The sequence below is a fragment of the Chryseobacterium sp. T20 genome, assembly GCF_047345655.1.
Lineage (GTDB): Bacteria > Bacteroidota > Bacteroidia > Flavobacteriales > Weeksellaceae > Chryseobacterium.
The window spans coordinates 65,191-85,461 of the sequence record NZ_JBLFDU010000004.1 but is presented as its reverse complement, the minus strand read 5'-3'; the positions used below and the strand labels follow the sequence as shown (position 1 = coordinate 85,461).

General features: G+C 37.0%; 18 protein-coding genes. 4 read left to right on the top strand and 14 right to left on the bottom strand.

Features of this window, described 5'->3' with window-relative positions; translation table 11 throughout:
* Positions 1 to 22: 22 nt before the first annotated feature.
* The 5 genes from ACMA47_RS11505 to ACMA47_RS11485 all read right to left on the bottom strand — a co-directional run bounded on the left by ACMA47_RS11505 (position 23) and on the right by ACMA47_RS11485 (position 5,533).
* Entirely contained in the window at positions 23 to 1,864 is a 1,842-nt protein-coding gene (locus ACMA47_RS11505) for a carbon starvation protein A (RefSeq protein ID WP_413929899.1), read from the bottom strand.
* A gap of 194 nt (positions 1,865 to 2,058) precedes the next feature.
* On the bottom strand, positions 2,059 to 3,096 hold the full coding sequence (locus tag ACMA47_RS11500; protein WP_413929898.1) for an alpha/beta hydrolase fold domain-containing protein: 1,038 nt from the start codon (positions 3,094 to 3,096) through the stop codon (positions 2,059 to 2,061).
* 21 nt (positions 3,097 to 3,117) lie between these two features.
* Positions 3,118 to 3,501, bottom strand: coding sequence for a DUF3037 domain-containing protein (locus tag ACMA47_RS11495; protein ID WP_034697434.1), 384 nt, complete (start codon positions 3,499 to 3,501; stop codon positions 3,118 to 3,120).
* Entirely contained in the window at positions 3,488 to 4,261 is a 774-nt protein-coding gene (locus tag ACMA47_RS11490) for a HipA family kinase (RefSeq protein ID WP_114820789.1), read from the bottom strand. Before ACMA47_RS11490 ends, ACMA47_RS11495 begins: the two co-directional genes overlap by 14 nt.
* Before the next feature lie 15 nt (positions 4,262 to 4,276).
* Positions 4,277 to 5,533, bottom strand: coding sequence for a PKD domain-containing protein (locus tag ACMA47_RS11485; protein WP_413929897.1), 1,257 nt, complete (start codon positions 5,531 to 5,533; stop codon positions 4,277 to 4,279).
* Positions 5,534 to 5,594: 61 nt separating this feature from the next.
* Here ACMA47_RS11485 and ACMA47_RS11480 point away from each other — a divergent pair, with 61 nt between their 5' ends.
* Positions 5,595 to 6,437, top strand: a complete 843-nt coding sequence (locus ACMA47_RS11480; RefSeq protein WP_413929896.1) for an alpha/beta hydrolase family protein — start codon at positions 5,595 to 5,597, stop codon at positions 6,435 to 6,437.
* A gap of 48 nt (positions 6,438 to 6,485) precedes the next feature.
* The gene (locus ACMA47_RS11475; protein ID WP_413929895.1) at positions 6,486 to 6,995 is read left to right on the top strand and encodes a hypothetical protein; all 510 of its coding nucleotides are present in this window, start codon (positions 6,486 to 6,488) and stop codon (positions 6,993 to 6,995) included.
* A gap of 54 nt (positions 6,996 to 7,049) precedes the next feature.
* Here ACMA47_RS11475 and ACMA47_RS11470 read toward each other — a convergent pair whose 3' ends face one another.
* The 9 genes from ACMA47_RS11470 to ACMA47_RS11430 form a co-directional block, all read right to left on the bottom strand.
* Complete coding sequence (locus ACMA47_RS11470) at positions 7,050 to 7,649, bottom strand: hypothetical protein (RefSeq protein WP_413929894.1); 600 nt, start codon at positions 7,647 to 7,649, stop codon at positions 7,050 to 7,052.
* A gap of 13 nt (positions 7,650 to 7,662) precedes the next feature.
* Positions 7,663 to 8,484 (bottom strand): flavin reductase family protein, encoded by an 822-nt coding sequence (locus ACMA47_RS11465; protein WP_123278851.1) that lies wholly within the window; start codon positions 8,482 to 8,484, stop codon positions 7,663 to 7,665.
* 201 nt (positions 8,485 to 8,685) lie between these two features.
* A complete protein-coding gene (fahA, locus tag ACMA47_RS11460) occupies positions 8,686 to 9,933 on the bottom strand; it encodes a fumarylacetoacetase (protein ID WP_413929893.1) in 1,248 nt (415 codons plus the stop codon).
* Positions 9,934 to 9,985: 52 nt separating this feature from the next.
* A complete protein-coding gene (locus ACMA47_RS11455; protein WP_413929892.1) occupies positions 9,986 to 10,447 on the bottom strand; it encodes a hypothetical protein in 462 nt (153 codons plus the stop codon).
* A gap of 71 nt (positions 10,448 to 10,518) precedes the next feature.
* Positions 10,519 to 11,649 (bottom strand): 4-hydroxyphenylpyruvate dioxygenase, encoded by a 1,131-nt coding sequence (gene hppD, locus ACMA47_RS11450; protein ID WP_034697426.1) that lies wholly within the window; start codon positions 11,647 to 11,649, stop codon positions 10,519 to 10,521.
* 237 nt (positions 11,650 to 11,886) lie between these two features.
* Positions 11,887 to 12,678: a hypothetical protein gene (locus tag ACMA47_RS11445; protein WP_413929891.1), complete on the bottom strand. Its 792-nt coding sequence runs from the start codon at positions 12,676 to 12,678 to the stop codon at positions 11,887 to 11,889.
* Positions 12,679 to 12,818: 140 nt separating this feature from the next.
* Positions 12,819 to 14,093: an acetyl-CoA hydrolase/transferase family protein gene (locus tag ACMA47_RS11440; RefSeq protein WP_079240644.1), complete on the bottom strand. Its 1,275-nt coding sequence runs from the start codon at positions 14,091 to 14,093 to the stop codon at positions 12,819 to 12,821.
* A gap of 220 nt (positions 14,094 to 14,313) precedes the next feature.
* Positions 14,314 to 15,825, bottom strand: coding sequence for a succinate CoA transferase (locus ACMA47_RS11435; protein WP_413929890.1), 1,512 nt, complete (start codon positions 15,823 to 15,825; stop codon positions 14,314 to 14,316).
* Positions 15,826 to 15,997: 172 nt separating this feature from the next.
* Positions 15,998 to 17,149: a homogentisate 1,2-dioxygenase gene (locus ACMA47_RS11430; protein WP_413929889.1), complete on the bottom strand. Its 1,152-nt coding sequence runs from the start codon at positions 17,147 to 17,149 to the stop codon at positions 15,998 to 16,000.
* 123 nt (positions 17,150 to 17,272) lie between these two features.
* Here ACMA47_RS11430 and ACMA47_RS11425 point away from each other — a divergent pair, with 123 nt between their 5' ends.
* Positions 17,273 to 19,342: a TonB-dependent receptor plug domain-containing protein gene (locus ACMA47_RS11425; protein WP_413929888.1), complete on the top strand. Its 2,070-nt coding sequence runs from the start codon at positions 17,273 to 17,275 to the stop codon at positions 19,340 to 19,342.
* Entirely contained in the window at positions 19,339 to 19,800 is a 462-nt protein-coding gene (locus ACMA47_RS11420) for a thioredoxin family protein (protein ID WP_121490016.1), read from the top strand. Before ACMA47_RS11425 ends, ACMA47_RS11420 begins: the two co-directional genes overlap by 4 nt.
* The last annotated feature ends 471 nt before the right edge of the window (positions 19,801 to 20,271 follow it).

Sequence of the window (20,271 nt, the reverse complement as noted above, 5' to 3'; positions counted from 1 at the left end):
TTTTCTTTATAAAATTTGAATTTTATCTTTCTACCAGTTCTTTCACTGGTTCACCATAATGGTCAATTTCAGTTGTTTTGATTTGAAGAAGCTGATACCACTTTCTGAAAGCTCCTGCAAATACAATAAGCATCAGAACCATGGCTGTTACGGCTAAAGCTGCCAGTAAATACTGTCCTTTAGGAATGTAAATGGCGGTCACCTGAATATAACCCGCCCAGAAGGTAATTCCAGCCATGAATACACCCGGAATAGCTGAGCATAAAGCATATTTTCCTCTGTTCATTCTGATTAGCATTGTTGTACAGACGATAAGTCCGCAAGCTGCCAACAGCTGATTACTGATCCCGAATAATGGCCAGATACTGTTTACATTTCCGGTATACACCAGATATCCCCAGGCAAAAGTGAAAATAAGACTGCTGATAATAATCCCCGGAATCCAGTTTTTATCATTGAATTTTGGAACTACAGAACCCAGCATTTCCTGTAAAAAGAATCTTCCAACTCTTGTTCCCGCATCAATGGCAGTAAGAATAAATACCGCTTCAAACATAATCGCAAAATTATACCAATAAGCCGTCAGCTGATCCATATACGGGATTTTATTAAAGATATGAGCCATTCCTACAGCCAGAGATACCGCACCTCCGGTTCTGCCGTAAAGATCAATACCTATTTTTTGTGAATAATAATCTATATCTACTCCGTGCAGGGAAGGATGTGCTGCCAGAAATGAATCATAGGCTTCTTTGGGAGTGTTGATGGCAAAATAATCACCCGGCATCAACGTACAAGCCGCAATAAGTGCCATTAATGCTACAAATCCTTCTACTAGCATTGCTCCGTAACCTACAAAAAGAATTTCTCTTTCTTTATTAAGCATTTTTGGAGTGGTTCCTGTAGCAATCACAGCATGGAATCCGGAAATCGCTCCACATGCAATTACAATGAAAATAAAAGGAAGTACCGGACCACCAATAATAGGGCCGCCACCGTTAACAAAAGCTGTAATAGCAGGCATCTGTATCGTAGGATGAATAACAATTACCCCTATAGCCAGCATGATAATAGTACCGATTTTTAAATAAGTCGAAAGATAATCTCTTGGAACCAAAAGAAGCCATACCGGTAATACAGAAGCAATAAAGCCATACAAAGGTATTGCAATAGAAATCGTTTTAATATCCCAGGAAAACAAACCATTCATCGTAGGATTCTGCATCAGAGTGTGTCCCCCGATAATCCCTGCCACGAGAAGAATACCTCCCAAAATACTGGCAAACAGTACACTGTTCTTTTTATAGCGCATAATCAATCCCATAATGATTGCAATAGGCATAGTAATCACAACGGTAAAAAGAGACCATGAAGCTTCATGCATCGCGTTGATACAAGCCAATGATAAACCTGCCAGTGTAAGAATCAAAATGAAGAGGATCGCAAAACCCGCCACAGTACCCGTTGCTTTCCCGATTTCTTTGGAAGCAATCGTCGCAAGGCTTTGTCCTTTATGTCTCACAGAAGCAAAGAGCACAATCATATCATGAACGCCACCTCCCAGTACGCATCCTATCAATATCCATAAAGCTCCCGGAAGATATCCGAACTGCGCAGCAAGAACAGGTCCCACCAAAGGCCCGGCAGCAGCAATAGCCGCAAAATGATGTCCGAAAAGTACATTTTTATTGGTAGCCACATAATCTTTACCGTCTGTAAATTCTACAGCAGGTGTTGTATTCTGATCATTGAGCCGGAGAACTTTATTGGCAATGAAAATACCATAAAAACGGTAAGCTAGCGCAAAAAGAAGAACAGATACAAAGATGAGCGTAAGCGCATTGATATTGTTTAAAGATTCCATATTGCTTATTTTTATTGATAAAAAATTAAAGTATTGGTGTTTTTGTTATAAATAATTTAAACAAAGACCAAGGTAATTAATTCTCAATGAAAAAATATCAATATGTATATCAATCTAGCAAATTTGTGATTTGTTTTTTATTTATCGTTATGATTAATAGTTGTTTGTGTTATTGTTAAATAGGGATATGTATATTATTTCTTCAGTGAAAGAATGAATTCCACCATCTGATCCGTAAGTTGATCCAGATAAGCTTTATCAGTCGTGCCAAAGCCATGCACTCCGCCATCTACGATAATGAGTGAGTTCTGTACTTTGGCTCTGTTTAATTTTCTGTGGAGCTTTTTAGACTGGTTTAAAGGAACAATTTTATCATTATTCCCCTGAACAATTAAAGTTGGTACACCTCCGGAAACAAAATAGACAGGAGACATGGTTTTAAGATAATCAATAGCGCTGTCCTGATCTTTTCTGATATCATATCCGGAAATTCCTTTGACAAGATTTTCCTGTAAACCGACAATTTTTTTGGACATTAATCCGATGAGTGCTACCGGGATGGTACCCAATTTTGTATGAAAAAGCTTGTTGAGGTCTGTAGGGCCATAGTGATCAATCACATAATTCACTTTAGCCGAATAAGAAGAGAGTTCCGGATTACCCAGATAAGTATTGTCTGGAGTATAGGCTGCCATCAGGGATAGGTGAGCTCCGGCAGAAGCCCCGAATAACCCGATATTATTCGTGTCGAAATGATATTGTCCGGCATTTTTTCTTACCCATCTTACAGCATCTTTCGTATCTTCCAAAGGCAACGGGAAATGAGTGCTGTCATTCAAAAGGGTGTAATTAATACTGATTACAGCATATTGCTTGGCCATCAACTTTGCAATGGTTGTTTCAACATAATTATCAGAATGAATTATTTTATCTCCTTCTATCCATCCACCTCCGTGAACATAAATCAGTACAGGAAGCAGTTGGTCTGCAGCCACATTTTTAGGTGTGAAAACATCCAGCTTTACAGCATCTCCTTTTCTGTTGGTTTTATACACAATGTCCTCAGATAAATTGGCTATTTCCGGAAGTAATGTACTTTTTACAGGAGGAGTTTTAACCTGTACCTGTGAGAAGTTCTGTGAAAAAAATAAATTAGAAAAACCTATTATTAAAACAAAAAACAGGTTTGTAAAAAACCTGTAGATTGATATGTTGTTTGTCGATAAATTCATAATAAATTTTTTAAGGAAGTGTTACTTTACTAACTCCTCAAAAAGCTTACCAAAAGTAGCATTCAGATCCTTTGATTTTCCCGGATGAGGTCTTGAGGTCTGTATCACAGAACTTCTTACCGCTGTCAACCATCGGAAGCGCTCCGGAATATCAAAAAAAGCAATAGGACCGCCATCTTTCTCCCCATTAGCAATTTTTTTAAAGCTTTCCAGATTGTGGATAATATCATCGTAATCCAGTTTGCTGTGCATCAGTTTGAATTTGTCCGGACACAAATAGAATTCCACTCTGATGAATTTCTCCTTCTTGGAAAACATCACCAGCCCGATATTGAAAAACTCTTCTCTTTCAACTTTAGGCACCAGGCGTATTACCGCATATTCATATATTTTATCCTCTTGCATTTTTCGCTTCGTTTACAAAGATTTGAGAATTTTCTAATCTGGTTTTCATAAACTGAAAATAGATTTCACGAATTTCATCCGGTGTTTCATCCGCATCATTCCAGTGTAACCAGTCTTCAGGAATCATGTTGACAATGTCTCTGAAGAGCGTATCATTCAAAATTTCATGGGCAAATTTATCAGCTTCGTCAAGCATTTTCGCCTTAGGAAGGAGCACATGGTCTTTCACATATTTGAAAGGTGTTTTGGCCGCTGCATCAAAATTCTGCCATGAGTGGTGGAAGTAGAACGAAGCACCATTATCGATGATCCAAAGTTCTTTATGCCACATCAGCATATTTGTATTTTTAAAAGTACGGTCGATGTTGGTAATGAATGCATCCAGCCATACTATTTTTGAAGCCAGAAGCGGATCCACACTTACTCCCGGATCATACGTAATAGAACCGGAAAGATAATGTAACCCGAGATTCAGACCTTCAGAAAACTTCAGAAGATCCTGGATTTCCTCATCGGCTTCCGTTCTTCCGAAATCAGCATCAAGATTAACGAAAACAAGTTCAGGAATTTTAAGTCCCAAAGCTTCGGTAATTTTCCCACCCAAAAGTTCGGAAATCAGCATTTTTACCCCATGGCCTGCACCACGGAATTTTAATACATATTTGAAATCATCATCAGCTTCTGCCAGAGCCGGAAGAGATCCTCCTTCTCTCAGGGGCAGAATGTAACGCATCACGGTTACAGTTCTTAAATTCTGCATGCAGCAAAAATAAGCTTATTTTTTAATAATTTTTTTAGTGAATTCCTTTTCTCCTGTTTTATATTGCAGGAAATAAACTCCGCTGGTCAAATGTTGAAGTGAAATACTGTAGCCAGTCTCTGTTTTATTCAATTGATAAGGAATGATTTTTCCTGATACATCTGTAAGAGAAAGTATCTCAATTTTATTTTTAGAAGCAATGTTGATAAGATTTTGAACAGGATTTGGATAGATTTGAATTCCATTTTCTATCGTTGTTTCTGCTGTATGTAATGTGCTGACAACAACCAGCTTTGTTTTGGCCGTAGTTGCTCCGCAAGCATCTGTTGTAAGCTTTACATTATAATTTCCTCCCGTAGTATAAGTATGGGCAGGGTTTTGTAAAGTAGAAGTCGTACCATCACCAAAATCCCATGAATAGTTGGCTGCATTCTGGGTTGTATTCGTAAATTGAACAGTTCCTGCTCCGGTAAGCTGATAGGTAAATCTGCTGTGAACATCATTGTTGGTTACATACCATTTACCAGGTTGGTTATAGACCTCTGTTTTCACAATATCTTTGATCAGTTGAGCCTGTGCAGGAGTAAGATTTCCATTAAAAGGAATCTGTGTAGGATCTTTCTTGAATATAATAGTATAAAATGTATACGCAGCAGCCATAGAACCAATATAGCTCGGGTGCGATTCATCCTGATCATACAATTCAATTGCCGGGTTTTGCTCTCTGATCGTTCTCCATACTTTGCCTACCGGAGAAACAATTCCTTCATTGTTCATGGCCATTTCCATGTAACGGTTATAAATTTGAGTGTCCATTCCCTGATACGTGCAGACTGTGGGAAGTCCCGGGCAATTGGTTGCATCACCATTTTTACGGCCCCAGGTCATATAGAAAATAACATTTCCACAAGGATTGGCTGTTTTAATTAAATTGGAAAGCTGAAGAGCATAAGGATACACCTGATTTTGTACCTGTGAATCGGGAAACGAAGGAAGCTGGCTCTGTTCCTGTAATACCACGTAATCCCAGTTTCCCTGATTAATGTCTGAAGTGATATTCGGATTGTTGGCATGATCCTGCAGGGTAGCGCCTCCCGGAGTCTGACTGTGATGTTCGAATACGTCGCCATTAGATGTGGCAATACTTTGAATAAGGCCGGGTAAATTGTTAACGTAAGTATAGCTGTTTCCAATAAAAAAGACCCTTTTGGTCGTCTGGCTCAGGATGAAAGAAAAAGTAATTAAAAATAAAAAAAGTAGAGTTTTTTTCATAAATTTCAGTTTGAATTAATCCTATAAATATAAATAATATTAAGTAAAGCCCATTTGTTTTATGAATTTGATTATAGAAAAGAATATATACTTAGAAAATAAAGAAACAAAAGGTTTTCTTGCTGATGTTTTTTATAAAGACAGTCAAAAAAAACTTCCTTTGGTCATATTTGTTCACGGATATAAAGGGTATAAAGATTGGGGAGCCTGGAATCTGATGGCTGAAAAGTTTGCGGAAGCAGGTTTTTTCTTTGTCAAGTTTAATTTTTCTCATAACGGAACCACAACAGATGATCCGTTTAACTTCGGAGATCTTGAAGCTTTTGGGCAGAATAATTATTCTAAAGAACTTTCAGATCTTGGCGTAGTGATTGATCATTTTAGTAAAGATCCCCATGTGGATGATGAAAAGATTGTCCTGATCGGGCATAGCAGAGGAGGAGGAATTTCTATTATTAAAACTTTTGAAGACGAAAGAATCAACGGTTTGATTACATTGGCCAGTGTGGATACTTTAGATCGTTTCCCAAAAGATACTGCTTTTGAAAACTGGAAGAATAATGGTGTCTATTATGCTTTAAATGGACGTACCCAACAGGAAATGCCTCATTATTATCAGTTTTATGAAGATTATGAAAAAGATATTCACCGTTTTGATGTAGAACGAGCTACAGAAATGGCTAAAGCTTATATGCTGATTATTCATGGAACAGAGGATGAAGCGGTAGAGGTGAAGCAGGCAGAACATCTTCATATCCTTCACCCCAATTCTGAACTTTTTCTGATTGAAAATGCCAACCATACTTTCGGAGCAAAAGAACCATGGGAAGGAAATGATTTACCAAAAGATCTCAATACTGTAACTGAAAAATGTATTGATTTTATCAAAGAAAAATTGAAATAAAACGTTTAAAACTACGTTATTATACATTAACCACCATAAAATATATTTATGAAAAAAATTATTGCAGGCGCATTTGCGCTTTCACTATGTGTTGTTTCATGTAAAAAAGAAACAAAAACAGAATCTTCTGTAAGCAGTGATACTTTGGCAACCGTAATGCCTAAGGATTCCGTAACAACTCCAAAAACAGATTCAGCAGCAACTGCAGCTCCTTCTGCTCCTGCTCCGGATAATGTTATTACCAAAAACGCCGGAAAATATCCTCATGATATTAAATTCTTTGAAGATAAAGGTATTTCAGAAAGATTAAAAAAACTTACTGGAGCTCAGTATGATGAAATGGTAAAGAATTTCAACGTAGAGAGTCCTATTGTATCTGAAAATGGAATCTACAAACTGACCGGATGCAAACAGCACGACTGTCCGGGATATGCGACAAGCATTTACTACGATGCTAAAAATGACAACCTGAATGTTTCTATTGATAAAAACGGTAAAGCAACAGAATTTGCTGAAAAAGGAAAAATTACTGTTTCAGAATCGCTTAAATCCAAATAATAAAAAAGGAGTGAAACTTTCACTCCTTTTTTTATTGATGATCAATAGATATTTTTAGTTCGTTTTAACAGCATTCTTTTTTACTGCCTTTAAAAGACTTCGAAAGTTTTTCATAGTCATCATTTCTGTTGAAGGATCGAAGATAGTCACCTTTTGATCTTTCTCCACCGAAACTTCTGAGTATGCTTTGAGTGAATATATTTTCTTCATAGTGCTGATATCATAGACATCCATCATTGCAAAAGTTTCATTTTTTTTATATTCATATTGCGTTCCAATTGAATTGTCTAAACCGTTTCGCACTTTCATGGTGTAGATGTTTACCAGGAAATTGAAATCAGAGTTGCTTTTCAATACCTCAAGATCTTCAGTTTCCGGATCAAAAGGAATACTATTTTGAATTATATTTTCTGCTTTTGCTGTTTTTAAGTCAAAGGCATTGCCGTTGCTTAAATTCTGGAATAGTTGAAATGCTTCCTTGCTCATCATTTCCCGGTGGTGCGAATCTACATCTGTTTTGATGTTGTTAATCAGCCACTTTTTGTCCTTTGAAAATACCAATGACTTGCTGTAGATCCCATAATCTTTTTTTACAGGATAATAGCATGATTGTAATGTGATGAAGAGAAAAAGGAAGAAGATGTATTTTTTCATCAATAAATTCAGTTTATTTAATTAAAATCTTCCAGGCTTCTTCAATTTTGCTTTCCAGAAGTAATTTCTGGGCATCAAGATGGATATTTTCATCGGCATGAAAGTCTCCGGCAGGTAATACTTCCGTATTGGCAAGCATTCCAAGGTCATTTCCTGTAAACACTTTACTGTACTTAATAGAATCTGGTAGCAGATCGAAACCGATTCCTTTTGTTACCAAAGGTTTGGGTACTTCAAAAAGACTGTTTTCATTGCTTCTGGAATACCAGTTGCTGCCTAAACGGGCTACCATATCCAGCTTTTTCTGATCCAGATTTCCGGCTTCATTCAGATATTCTTCTCTGATATGGATTTTCTGAACCTCACAGATCACCAGATTTCCGGCACCACCCTGATCTCCCAATGATTTTACCTCTAAAACTTTACATTCAAAGTTAACAGGGCATTCTTCAATAAGCTTAGGTTGTACAAGATCTGCATCTTTCATGGTAAGACCGGATTTGATAAATTCATTGACTCCGGTTTCGTATTCTGTAGAAGCTAAAGAGATCTGTTGTACAATCGGAAAATTTACCGTTCCGATTACCACTTCAGGTACTTCAAGAACATTTTCCAGTGTATGTTTTGTAGTATTGTCACGTACCCTTCTCGATGGTGAAAAAATCAAAATCGGAGGAACTGTACTGAACATATTAAAAAAACTGAACGGAGATAAGTTATTATTACCGTCTTTATCCACTGTAGAAGCCAATGCAATGGGACGTGGTGAAACGGCTGTCTGCATAATGGTCTGCAATTGTACGGAGGTTATCTCGGAGGGGATTACTGTTTTCATGTTTTTCTTTTTAACACTTAATTCAACTTAAGTATTCAAATGATATTAAAAGATGCTTTGACTCGGCTCAGCATGACACGTCTAATACTAACTGTTTTACAGCATATTTCTAGCGATGTCATTCACCACCAAACCTTATAGGTTTTCAAAACCTATAAGGTTTAATAGTAGTATTGTGCAGAGTTAAAATTCAGATAAAAATTAAAGTGTTGGAATGATTTTACCGGAAACTTCCCCGAAACCTACTCTCACACCGTCTTTTTCTGCCCAAGCTTTCATGGTAACGGTATCATTGTCTTCAATGAATTTTCTTTCTTCACCGTTGCTTAATGATAAAGGATTTTGTCCTCTCCATGTAAGCTCAAGCATAGAACCGAAAGACTTTGGATCACTTCCTGAAATGGTACCGCTGGCATATAGGTCACCTACTTCCACGTTACATCCGTTCACGGTGTGGTGTGCCAGTTGCTGAGTCATATTCCAGTACATGTGTTTGTAATTGCTTTCACAGATCAGGTTATGATCTCCGTTTTCAGGTTGGATATATACTTCAAGGTTGATATCGTAATTTTTATCACCTTCAAATTTTAAATATTCTAAAACTTCAGGATCCTGAGTTGGAGAAGCTGTTCTGAATGGATCCAAAGCTTCAAGCGTAACCACCCATGGAGAAATGGAAGAACCGAAATTTTTCGCAAGGAATGGCCCTAGCGGAACATATTCCCAGGATTGAATATCTCTTGCAGACCAGTCATTGAAAACAACCATTCCGAAGATCGCATCTTCTGCATCTTTGGTAGAGATACTTTCTCCCATCTCTGTATTTTTATTGATGATGAAAGCCATTTCCAGTTCGAAATCCAATTGTTTAGATACTCCGAAAACCGGTTTGTCTGCATCTGCAGGTTTTGTCTGACCTTTAGGACGGTTGATTTCTGTGCCGGAAACTACGATAGAAGATGCTCTTCCGTGGTAACCTACCGGTAAATGTTTCCAGTTGGGTAATAAAGCGTTTGCCGGATCACGGAACATTTTTCCTACGTTGGTAGCATGTTCGATGCTGCTGTAGAAATCGGTGTAGTTCGGGATGTGAACAGGCATCATCATTTTTACTTTATCCAGGTCATAGAAAGCCTCTTCAATGGTTTTCTGATCTTTTGATAAAGTTGATCCTTCCTGTAATAAAGTTTGGATTTTAGTACGAACAGCATTGGTAACAGGTTTACCCAGTTCGATAAATTCGTTGATGGTATACGCTTCAAAAACATTGTCGTCTAATCCTTCAATATCTTCAAAATAACCAAGATCGTACAACGTAGCAAGATCAATGACCTGATCTCCGATTCTTGTACAGCATCCGATATATTCTTTGTTAAAAACTGCGACTCCGAAAGGAATATTATGTATAGAAAAATCCGAATTTGAGGAATAGTCTACAAATGATTTCATAAGTTTAGATTTTAGTTAGATTCAATATCATCCGGAGAATTCCCCGGAACATTTATTTGGTCTTTTTTGAGTAAGAGGCTTCATCAATCCATCTGTCTCTGGTATTGACATCGATAAGGTACAAAATATTGTCCTGTTGCGTCAGCAATAAAGTCTTGGTGACAGGCATTGGGATTTTTTTGTTTTCAAGCATATCTGCTCTTAAAGAAATAATATTTTTTTTCCTGATGATATCACCGGTAAAAACATTGGAACTGCTTTCTCCAGTTGCTTTATCATCGAAAACTTCTACATAAGTGGCATTATTCCCTTTGATAATAATAAAGTCCCTCTCCGTATGGTCGGCTTCATCTTTAATGAGAACAAACTTTTTGTTATCAATATTTATATTTTCAAGATGTTGATTGATGCCTTTTCTTTGTTCAAGTCGGTTAAGGATTTCATTCAAAGTTCCATATTGAGCTTTAAGCCCTAAGGTTCCCAGAAGAAAAATCCCGATTAAAAGTTTTCTCATATACTGTGTTTTATAAAAAAGTTTTGCCAGAATACTGTATTCTGACAAAACTTATATTTTCTAATGTAAAATTAAAGATTACCTCTTCTTTCCTGCTCTCTTTCTAATGCTTCGAACAATGCTTTGAAGTTTCCGGCACCAAAACTCTGTGCACCGTGTCTTTCAATAATTTCGAAGAATAGAGTAGGACGGTCTTCTACAGGCTTCGTAAAGATCTGTAATAAATATCCTTCTTCATCATGATCAATAAGTATACCTAACTCCTGAAGTTTTTTAAGATCTTCATCAATATGACCTACTCTTTCAGGAACCATGTCGTAATAGGCTTCCGGTGGAGCAGAAAGGAACTCTACACCACGTTTCTTCAATTCAGTTACAGTGTGGATAATATCCTTTGTTGCCACAGCGATGTGCTGTACTCCTTCACCTTCATAGAAATCAAGGTATTCTTCTACCTGAGATTTCTTTTTACCTTCTGCAGGTTCGTTAATAGGGAATTTTGCATATCCGTTTCCGTTTGACATTACTTTAGACATCAATGCAGAATATTCTGTGTTGATCTGCTTGTCATCAAAAGAAAGGATGTTTACAAATCCCATTACTTTTTCATACCATTCTACAGTTGGGATCATTCTGTTCCAGTCAACATTTCCTACGCAGTGGTCTACGTATAATAAACCTGCTTCTTCAGGCTTATAATCACTTTCCCACTTTTCATAACCAGGCATGAAAGCACCGTTATAATTTTTTCTTTCCACAAACATGTGAACAGTTTCTCCGTATGTATAGATACCGGACATTCTTACCTCACCATGCTCATCAGTTAACGTTACAGGCTCTAAATAAGGTTTTCCGCCTCTTTTAGTTGTTTCTTCGAAAGCTGCATAAGCGTCATCTACCCAAAGTGCCAAAATTTTTACTCCGTCACCATGTTTTTTTACGTGCTCGCTGATAGGAGATTCAGATTTAAGTCCTGTTGTTAATACCAATCTGATTTTTCCCTGTTGAAGCACATAAGATGCACGGTCTCTTACTCCTGTTTCAGGACCCGCATAAGCTACAGACTGAAAACCGAAAGCGGTTTTGTAATAATGGGCAGCCTGTTTTGCATTTCCTACATAAAACTCAATATAATCTGTACCGTTAATCGGTAAGAAATTTTCTGCTTGAGCTATTTTCTCGGCAAATGTAAGTGTTGACATATTTTCTCTTTTACTTTTATTTTATTGGTATGCAAATTACAAAATTCTTAGATATGGCGAAAATATTCCCAAGGATTCATTGAATATATTTAACATAACGTTAAAGAAGAGTTTACTTAAGTATATTTAAGTTTCATAAGTCTAAAATCATCTGCCTACATTTGTTATACAAAAGACAAGTGAAAAAAAATATTTCGAAACATGAAAGCCGTAGATACTCTCTACGGCTTTCTTATTTTAGGTTGTTTCAATTTTTCTGTTGAGCATTCCCGCGTCGGGATTATAGTTGTCCCAGATCTTCCAGGTGTTATTTATTTTTTTGATAAAATAAATTTGTGTACTCAGTTGATTGACAAAATGTTCCTCTCCGGTTTTTCCTACTTTGAACAGAAGGTTCCAGAATTCCTGAGATTCTAATATTTTTTTGTCTGGTTCGTCAGTAACAACGTGAATATCAAATACCTCGTAATTGGATCTGTTGTTTTTGGTAACCAGATGGAAATCCTTTTCACACAGTTCCTTACTGAATTGTGATGCTCTTTCCAGGAAAGGAGAATCATCAAATACCAGATCTTTTAACAGCTCGGTGTTGTGAGTGGGAAAAAGTTTATAAAACTCAAAAGCGGATGCACAATAATCATAAACCATCTGCGTAAGATAAGATTGATCATCCGTTTCCTCTTCTTCCTGTTTCTTATATCTGATGGTAAGGATGTAATCATTAAGATCTTTATATCCTAAGAAGATGCATATTTTATCAAGTGTTTTAAGAAATCTGAGGTCACTATGGGTTTTATCCTGATAATCATTTTCAAAAAAACGCTGAAGAGTAACATGAGAAATGGTATTTCCGATTTCAAATTTTTTTCCTCCTTTCAGTTCTTCAGCTTCAGAAAGCTCGTCTTTAATAATTTCGGAAAGAATAATATAATGGCTTCTCTTCCATTCATTCACATTCCCCAAAACAGAATTCCTTACCTTGGAATGTTTTACCACTTCGTCTCGTATCGAATTATATATAGTTTTCAATTTCCTTGTTTTTGAAAGAGTTTTATCAAATATACTGCCAAAAAATTAATATTTTTTTATCATTTTATGATGATGAGTTCAAAATTTGTTTTAAAGTTTCAATTAAAAAAGGAAGTTGTAAGGAGTTTATAATTTGATTATCAGTGTTTAAATCTTTCAAAAGCAGCTCTTTCCAGCATCTCTCTGTCATCAGGATGGGCAATACTGATCAGTTCCTGTGCTCTCTGGCGGAGATTTTTACCATAGAGATAAGCAGTTCCATACTCGGTTACTACATAATGAATATGGCCTCTTGTGGTCACTACACCCGCTCCCTGTTTAAGAAAAGGAACAATTCTGGAAATTCCTTTTTTGGTTCTTGCGGTGATAGCTATGATAGGTTTTCCATCATCACTTAAAGCTGCGCCACGCATAAAGTCCATTTGCCCTCCAATTCCACTGTACTGCATCGTTCCGATGGAATCGGCACATACCTGTCCTGTAAGGTCTATTTCAATGGCAGAGTTGATGGCTACCATTTTTTTGTTTCTCATGATATTGATCGGGAAATTGACTTCACTTACATCTCTGAACGCAAAAACTGTATTGTCATCTACATAATCATACAACTTTCGAGTCCCGAAACAGAAACTTGTGATGGTTTTATTGTCGTTGTAACCTTTGTATTTATTATTGATGACATCATCCTGAATCAGGTCAATGACACCGTCGCTCAGCATCTCTGTGTGAATTCCAAGGTCTTTGTGGTTGGTAAGGCATTTCAAAACAGCATCAGGAATGGTTCCGATTCCCATCTGAAGGGTAGATCTGTCTTCAATAAGCTCTGCTACATTCTTTCCTACGAGCATTTCTTCAGGGCCTACTTTAGAACCATAGTCTACGGTCGGGAGTTCCTCTTCATGCCAAACCAATTTATGAATTCTGCTGATGTGGATCATCCCGTCTCCATGGGTTCTTGGCATTCTTGGATTAACGATGGCAACGATGATTTTTGCTGTATCTACAGCGGCTCTTGCAATATCTACAGAAGTTCCCAAAGTACAAAAACCATGTTTGTCCGGAGGGGAAACTGTAACAATAGCTACATCAAGAGGCAGGATGTTTTTTCTGAATAAAATAGGAATTTCACTTAAGAAAACGGGAACAAAGTCTCCGCGGTCAGAATTCACAGCATCACGTACAGGAGTGGAAACAAATAAAGAGTTGATGAAAAAGCTGTCTTTGTACTCAGGTTTTGCAATTTCCACATTTCCCTGCTGGGTAATGGAAACCATTTCCACATTTTGCAAGCGATTAGACTGTCTTGCCAGTTCATCAATAAGGTAATTTGGGGTACAGGCACTACCGTGGAAAAAGACACGGTTACCACTTTTTATCGTATATATTGCTTCTTCTGCGCTGATGTAATTATTCATATTTTGTCTTTTTTAAAAGGTGTTAAGAGTATTGAGGAGAGCTCATAAAATACTTCTATTCTTTCAAAGATAATCTTTATAATTTTATATTCATCTAAATATTTTGAGGATATTGAACAGACTTTTATCATATGAATAAACCAGCTTAGGTTTAAAATAGGAAGGACTGAATGTGTTGGCATTCAGTCCTTTCGTTTTATCTGTTATTTTGATGAAAATCTTAATTAGCAGTTTCTACAGCTGTTTTCTGCTTCATACTTCCTGTTTCTGCAAATCGTAAATGCCAGCTGAATGCTTCTTGAAGTAAATGTGGAGTATGGCCTCCTTTTTCACAAGCTCTGTCGAAGTAAGATTGTAGTTCTTCCTTATAATCCGGGTGAACACAATTATCAATGATTTTCTGGGCTCTTTCTCTCGGTGCTAATCCTCTTAAGTCAGCCAATCCAACATCTGTTACCAGAATGTCTACATCATGTTCTGTATGATCGGTATGAGATACCATTGGAAGAACGTGGGAAATATTGTTGCCTTTTGATGCTGCCTGCGTCACAAAAATACTTAAATAAGCGTTTCTTGCAAAGTCTCCGGAACCTCCGATTCCGTTCATGATTTTGGTTCCTCCGATATGGGTAGAGTTTACATTTCCATAGATATCGAATTCAATGGCGGTGTTGATGGCAATTACTCCCAGTCTTCTGATCAACCCTGGAGTATTGGAAATATTCTGAGGTCTTAAAACGAATTTGTCTTTATATTTTGAAAGATTTCCTAACACTCTTTCGTAGCATTCCTGAGAAACGGTAATGGATGATGCAGAAGCAAAGCTTAGCTTACCGGAATCGATCAGATCGAATGTACTGTCCTGTAGCACTTCGGAAAACATCGTCAGGTCATAAAAATTACTGTCTTTGAATCCTGTCAGAACAGCGTTGGCTACTTTACCGATACCTGCCTGAAGAGGAAGTAGTCTGTCGGTAAGACGTCCCAAAAGAACTTCATTTTCAAAGAAAGCAAGAAGATGTTTGGCGATGGCTGTTGTTTTTTCGTCCGGTTCTGCAATATCTGCCGGGCTGTCTTTACGGTTGGTAAATACGATAGCCTCAATTTTTTCAGGATCTACAGGAATACTTTTTCTCCCGATTTTGTTCCATGGCGCAACAATTGGAATCACATTTCTGTAAGGATAATCTTCCGCCTGGTAGATATCATGAATTCCGTAGACTTCTTCGGGAACTTCCGTATTGATTTCAATAATAACCTTTTTAGCTAAAGCAGCAAATGTCACTGAATTTCCTACAGACGTGGTAGGAACAATACTTCCGTCTCTTTCAATGTAAGCAGCTTCAATAATGGCTACGTCAATGCTCTGAAGATTTTTAGTGTGAAGAAGCTCGGCACTTTCACTTAAATGCTGGTCGATGAAGAGAATTTCACCGTTGTTGATTTTGTTTCTTAAGATAGGATCTACCTGGAACGGCATTCTTTTTTTCAGAACATTGGCTTCTGCCAGTTTTCCGTCGGTACCGTGTCCCAATGAAGCTCCGGTCATCAAAGTGACCTTAAGGTCTTCTGTTTTTCCTCTTTCTGCCAGTGCGGGCAAAATGGCTTTGCTGTCACCTGCTTTTGTAAAGCCGCTGGACCCGATGGTCATACCGTCTTTAATGATTTTTACAGCATTTTCAGCTGTGGTTACCTTTTGGTGTAAACTTTCTAATCTGATTCTTTCTAACATGTAATATTGATTTTGTTTTAAACCACCATTACTTAGGATGCGATATGAAAAATAATGATGGTCAATATGTTAACCATACCTCACAAATTTACGAAAAAAGACGCTTTAAATAAAGGATTTAAAGCGTCTTTTGTATGTATTCAGTAATACTTTATTGATAATTTTTACTGTTTTATTCTAACCATGAAGTTTTATAAGAAGGATCTTCTACTTTTAAAGCTTCTTCTGTAATTTTTAATGGACGGAAAGGGTCTACCATTACAGCATATTCTTCCGTGAATTTTTTACCGATACTTCTTTCCATAGCACCAGGGTGAGGTCCGTGTACAATTCCACCAGGGTGAAGGGTGAAGTCCATCAGGTCAATATGGTTACGACTCATGAAATCACCTTCTGTGTAGAACAGTACCTCATCAGAGTCAATATTAGAGTGGTTGTAAGGTGCAGGAATAGCCTGTGGATGATAATCATACATTCTTGCGCAGAATGAACATACCACGAAATTATGTCCTTCAAAATTCTGGTGAACCGGTGGTGGTTGGTGAATTCTTCCGGTAATCGGTTCGAAGTTTTTAATATTGAATTTATAAGGATAAAAATAGCCGTCCCAGCCTACTACATCAAACGGGTGTGTAGCGTAGATGAAATCGGTAATCTGGTTTTCTTTTTTTACTTTAATTAAGAATTCTCCTTTTTCATCAATGGGTTCTCTGTAAGTCGGAGCAATCATGTCTCTTTCGCAGAATGGAGAATGTTCCAAAAGCTGTCCGAATTCGTTTCTGTATCTTTTTGGAGTATAAATAGGAGAGTGGCTTTCCAGTACAAAAAAGACTGTATCATCAGATTTCAGTTCCACCTGATAAATGGTTCCTCTCGGAATGATCAGATAATCTCCGGTTACAAATTCAAGATCTCCTACAAATGTTTTTAAAATTCCGGTTCCGTTATGAACATACAAAAGCTCATCACATTCCGCATTTTTGTAGAAATAATCCATCGATTTTCTTGGCTTTGCCAATCCCATTTTCAGGTCGTTATTCATCAAAAGGATCTTTCGGCTGTCCATGAAATCGTCTTCAGGAGTGACATTCATTCCCTTAAACATTCTCGGAGCCACATTCTTTTCCACAGCGATTTTTGGAGTGACATCTTTCGGCTCACCGATAGATTTAATCTGCGTAGGGCGGTGGATATGATATAACAGAGAAGAAATACCATGGAAGCCTTCTGTACCGAAAAGCTGTTCATAGTAAAATTTATCTTCCGGAGACTTAAAGATCGTATGCCTTTTTGGTGGGATATTTCCCAAGTGATGATATCTCATTTTACTTTCATATGTAGTTTCTCAAATTTAATCATTTTTCATGAATTGGCTCAACCTATATTTTTTGGATTAAGTTTTGTATTTGAAAAATAATTGTTAGATTTGTCTAACAATTTTAATTTCATGAAGCGAATATTATTTTCTATTACTTTTTTATCAACCTATTGTTTTGCGCAGGAGACCGATAGTTTGAGTTTACAACAGACTAAAAATCTGGATTCTGCGAGAGTTACGAAGAGGGAAATCAAGACAAGTAACATTGAGGATGTAGTGGTTACCGGTACCATAAAACCGATGAGCAGGTCTAAAAGTCCTGTTGCCGTAGAGATTTACAGTCAGAAATTTTTTCAGAAAAATCCTACTCCCAGCATTTTTGAAGCCATTGCGATGGTGAATGGGGTAAAACCTCAGCTGAACTGTTCTGTTTGTAATACTGGAGATATCCACATCAATGGATTGGAAGGTCCATATACCATGATTCTGATTGATGGAATGCCCATCGTAAGTTCACTTTCAACCGTCTATGGACTAAGTGGAATTCCGAATAGTTTGGTTGACCGAATTGAAGTAGTAAAAGGGCCAGCTTCTTCAATCTATGGTTCTGAAGCCATGGGAGGAGTGATTAATATTATCACCAAAAATGCACTGACCGCTCCTAAATTAAGTGTTGATCTGATGACATCGAGTTGGTTTGAAAATAATCTGGATCTTTCAACCAAATTCAATGTAGGAAAGAATGCAGCTTCATTATTAAGTTTAAATTATTTCAGTTTTCAGGAAAGAATAGATCAGAATAAAGATAATTTCACGGATACCACTTTACAAAGCAGAATTTCCGTATTTAACAAGTGGAATTTTAAGAGAAAAGAAAACAGACAGGCAAGTTTTGCTTTGAGGTATCTGTATGAAGACCGTTTCGGGGGAGAAATGCAGTGGAATAAATCTTTCCGTGGCAGTGATGAAGTATATGGAGAAAGTATTTATACGAACAGAGCAGAGGTTTTCGGATTGTATGAATGGCCTATGAAAGAACATATCGTGACTCAGTTTTCTTATAATTATCATGACCAGAATTCATTTTATGGATCCAATCCATTCAATGCTACACAAAAAGTGGCTTTCGTACAGACGTATTGGGACCGAAACTTCGGGAAACATGATATCACGGCCGGACTTACTTTCAAAAGAACTTTTTATGATGATAACACTCCGGGAACATTAGCCTCAGACGGCATCACGAATGCACCGATGAAATCTCCTATCTGGGGAGCTTTTATCCAGGATCAGTGGGAAATCAACGATAAAAATACGTTGTTACTTGGTTACAGATATGATTATGATAAAGTACATCATTCTGTACATTCACCGAGGTTTGCATGGAAATTCAACCCTAATCCATATCACACTTTACGTTTCAACTTTGGAACAGGGTTCAGAGTGGTTAATTTATTTACAGAAGATCATGCGGCATTGACGGGTTCGAGGGAAGTGGTAGTAAAATCAGATTTGAAACCGGAAAGATCCATCAACGGAAACCTTAATTATATCTGGAAAATTCCGGTAGGCAGCCGAATGGTGAATCTTGATGCTTCTGCATTTTATACGTATTTCAGTAATAAAATTGTTGGTGATTTTGATTCCGATCCTAACAAAATTATTTATGATAATCTCCATGGATACGGAATTTCAAGAGGTGCTTCTTTAAATGTGGATTTCAGTTTTCAGTTTCCTTTGAGTGTTAATCTTGGAGTGACTTATCTGGATGTCTATCAGAAATTTGATAATGAAAATCAAAAAACACAACAGCTGCATGCCCCAAAATGGAGTGGTACCTATAACCTGACGTATAAGTTTGAAAATAACCTGACTATCGATTTTACAGGACAGTTTTACGGACCCATGCGACTTCCTGTTTTAGTGAACGATTACCGCCCTGAATATTCTCCTTTTTATTCTATGGCTAATATTCAGGTGTCCAAGAGTTTCAAATCCGGATTTGAAGTGTATTGCGGGATGAAAAACCTATTCAATTTCAGACCTAAAGATCCTTTGATGAGACCATTTGACCCATTTGATAAGCATGTTGATGATCCTATCAATAATCCTAATCATTATACTTTTGATACGGCATACGGCTATGCACCGATGCAGGGAATCAGAGGTTTCTTAGGAGTAAAATATACTTTAAAATGAAAAAAATAGCTTTATTTTTAATGTTAGTGCCCTGTTTTTATCTGTCTCAGATGAAGACAGGCACTTTTTCTGATCTTGAAGTTCAGCAGAAAGAAAATCCGAAGCCTGTTGTTATTCACCTTTACACAGACTGGTGCTCAGTTTGTAAGATTGAATCTTTCCGTATGAGTAAGGATAAAGAGTTGGTTGATATGATTAATGATCATTTTTATTTTGTCAATTTTGAGGCGGAGAAGACGAAAGAGAAAATTCATTTCCAAAATCAGGAGTTTGAATATCTGCAGAATGGAAATTCCGGAATTCATGAGTTGGCACTGGCTTTATCGAAGAATAAAAACCAGCCTGTTTATCCTTTGTGGGTATTCCTGGATAAGCATCAGAATCTGGTGTATTATCAGGAAGGACAGATGACACCTGAGAAAATGAAGCAGAAACTGTTGGAGATTTCTGCTTTGTAAGGTGTGAGATTTTTGTTGGAAAACGCAAAGCCGCAAAGTTGTTTTTGTTTGATGCTTTTTTAAGACGCAAAGATTTTATCTCCGATAAAATTGAATGCTGTTTATATTTTGTTTCCCGCAGATTGCGCAGATGTTTGTGTAAAATCTGCTAGATCAGTGGAATGTTTTTATGTTTCTGAGTTTTGTTGGAAAAACGCAAAGGCGCAAAGTTTTTTCTTTCTTATGTTTTAAGTCGCAAGGATTTTATCTTTGATAAAATTGTATATCCCTAATACTTTATAAATAATTCCTTGCTGAAAATCTTTGATTTTCTCGCGTCTTAAAAACAATATATTATTTATTTTTCTTTGCGCCTTTGCGTTTGTCAAACCTTAAAAGGTTTTATTTTTTACAGATTACACAGATTTTTTCTTTAATGTATTTTTGAAATTTGTGAGAACTATTCCAGTCTTTAAATTTTTAAATCATTAA

What these genes read in the sequence shown, in the direction of transcription:
- ACMA47_RS11505 (WP_413929899.1), bottom strand. Translation starts at nt 1,864, where the DNA reads ATGGAATCTTTAAACAATATCAATGCGCTTACGCTCATCTTTGTATCT.
- ACMA47_RS11500 (WP_413929898.1), bottom strand. Translation starts at nt 3,096, where the DNA reads ATGAATTTATCGACAAACAACATATCAATCTACAGGTTTTTTACAAAC.
- ACMA47_RS11495 (WP_034697434.1), bottom strand. Translation starts at nt 3,501, where the DNA reads ATGCAAGAGGATAAAATATATGAATATGCGGTAATACGCCTGGTGCCT.
- ACMA47_RS11490 (WP_114820789.1), bottom strand. Translation starts at nt 4,261, where the DNA reads ATGCAGAATTTAAGAACTGTAACCGTGATGCGTTACATTCTGCCCCTG.
- ACMA47_RS11485 (WP_413929897.1), bottom strand. Translation starts at nt 5,533, where the DNA reads ATGAAAAAAACTCTACTTTTTTTATTTTTAATTACTTTTTCTTTCATC.
- ACMA47_RS11480 (WP_413929896.1), top strand. Translation starts at nt 5,595, where the DNA reads ATGAATTTGATTATAGAAAAGAATATATACTTAGAAAATAAAGAAACA.
- ACMA47_RS11475 (WP_413929895.1), top strand. Translation starts at nt 6,486, where the DNA reads ATGAAAAAAATTATTGCAGGCGCATTTGCGCTTTCACTATGTGTTGTT.
- ACMA47_RS11470 (WP_413929894.1), bottom strand. Translation starts at nt 7,649, where the DNA reads ATGAAAAAATACATCTTCTTCCTTTTTCTCTTCATCACATTACAATCA.
- ACMA47_RS11465 (WP_123278851.1), bottom strand. Translation starts at nt 8,484, where the DNA reads ATGAAAACAGTAATCCCCTCCGAGATAACCTCCGTACAATTGCAGACC.
- fahA (WP_413929893.1), bottom strand. Translation starts at nt 9,933, where the DNA reads ATGAAATCATTTGTAGACTATTCCTCAAATTCGGATTTTTCTATACAT.
- ACMA47_RS11455 (WP_413929892.1), bottom strand. Translation starts at nt 10,447, where the DNA reads ATGAGAAAACTTTTAATCGGGATTTTTCTTCTGGGAACCTTAGGGCTT.
- hppD (WP_034697426.1), bottom strand. Translation starts at nt 11,649, where the DNA reads ATGTCAACACTTACATTTGCCGAGAAAATAGCTCAAGCAGAAAATTTC.
- ACMA47_RS11440 (WP_079240644.1), bottom strand. Translation starts at nt 14,093, where the DNA reads ATGAATAATTACATCAGCGCAGAAGAAGCAATATATACGATAAAAAGT.
- ACMA47_RS11435 (WP_413929890.1), bottom strand. Translation starts at nt 15,825, where the DNA reads ATGTTAGAAAGAATCAGATTAGAAAGTTTACACCAAAAGGTAACCACA.
- ACMA47_RS11430 (WP_413929889.1), bottom strand. Translation starts at nt 17,149, where the DNA reads ATGAGATATCATCACTTGGGAAATATCCCACCAAAAAGGCATACGATC.
- ACMA47_RS11425 (WP_413929888.1), top strand. Translation starts at nt 17,273, where the DNA reads ATGAAGCGAATATTATTTTCTATTACTTTTTTATCAACCTATTGTTTT.
- ACMA47_RS11420 (WP_121490016.1), top strand. Translation starts at nt 19,339, where the DNA reads ATGAAAAAAATAGCTTTATTTTTAATGTTAGTGCCCTGTTTTTATCTG.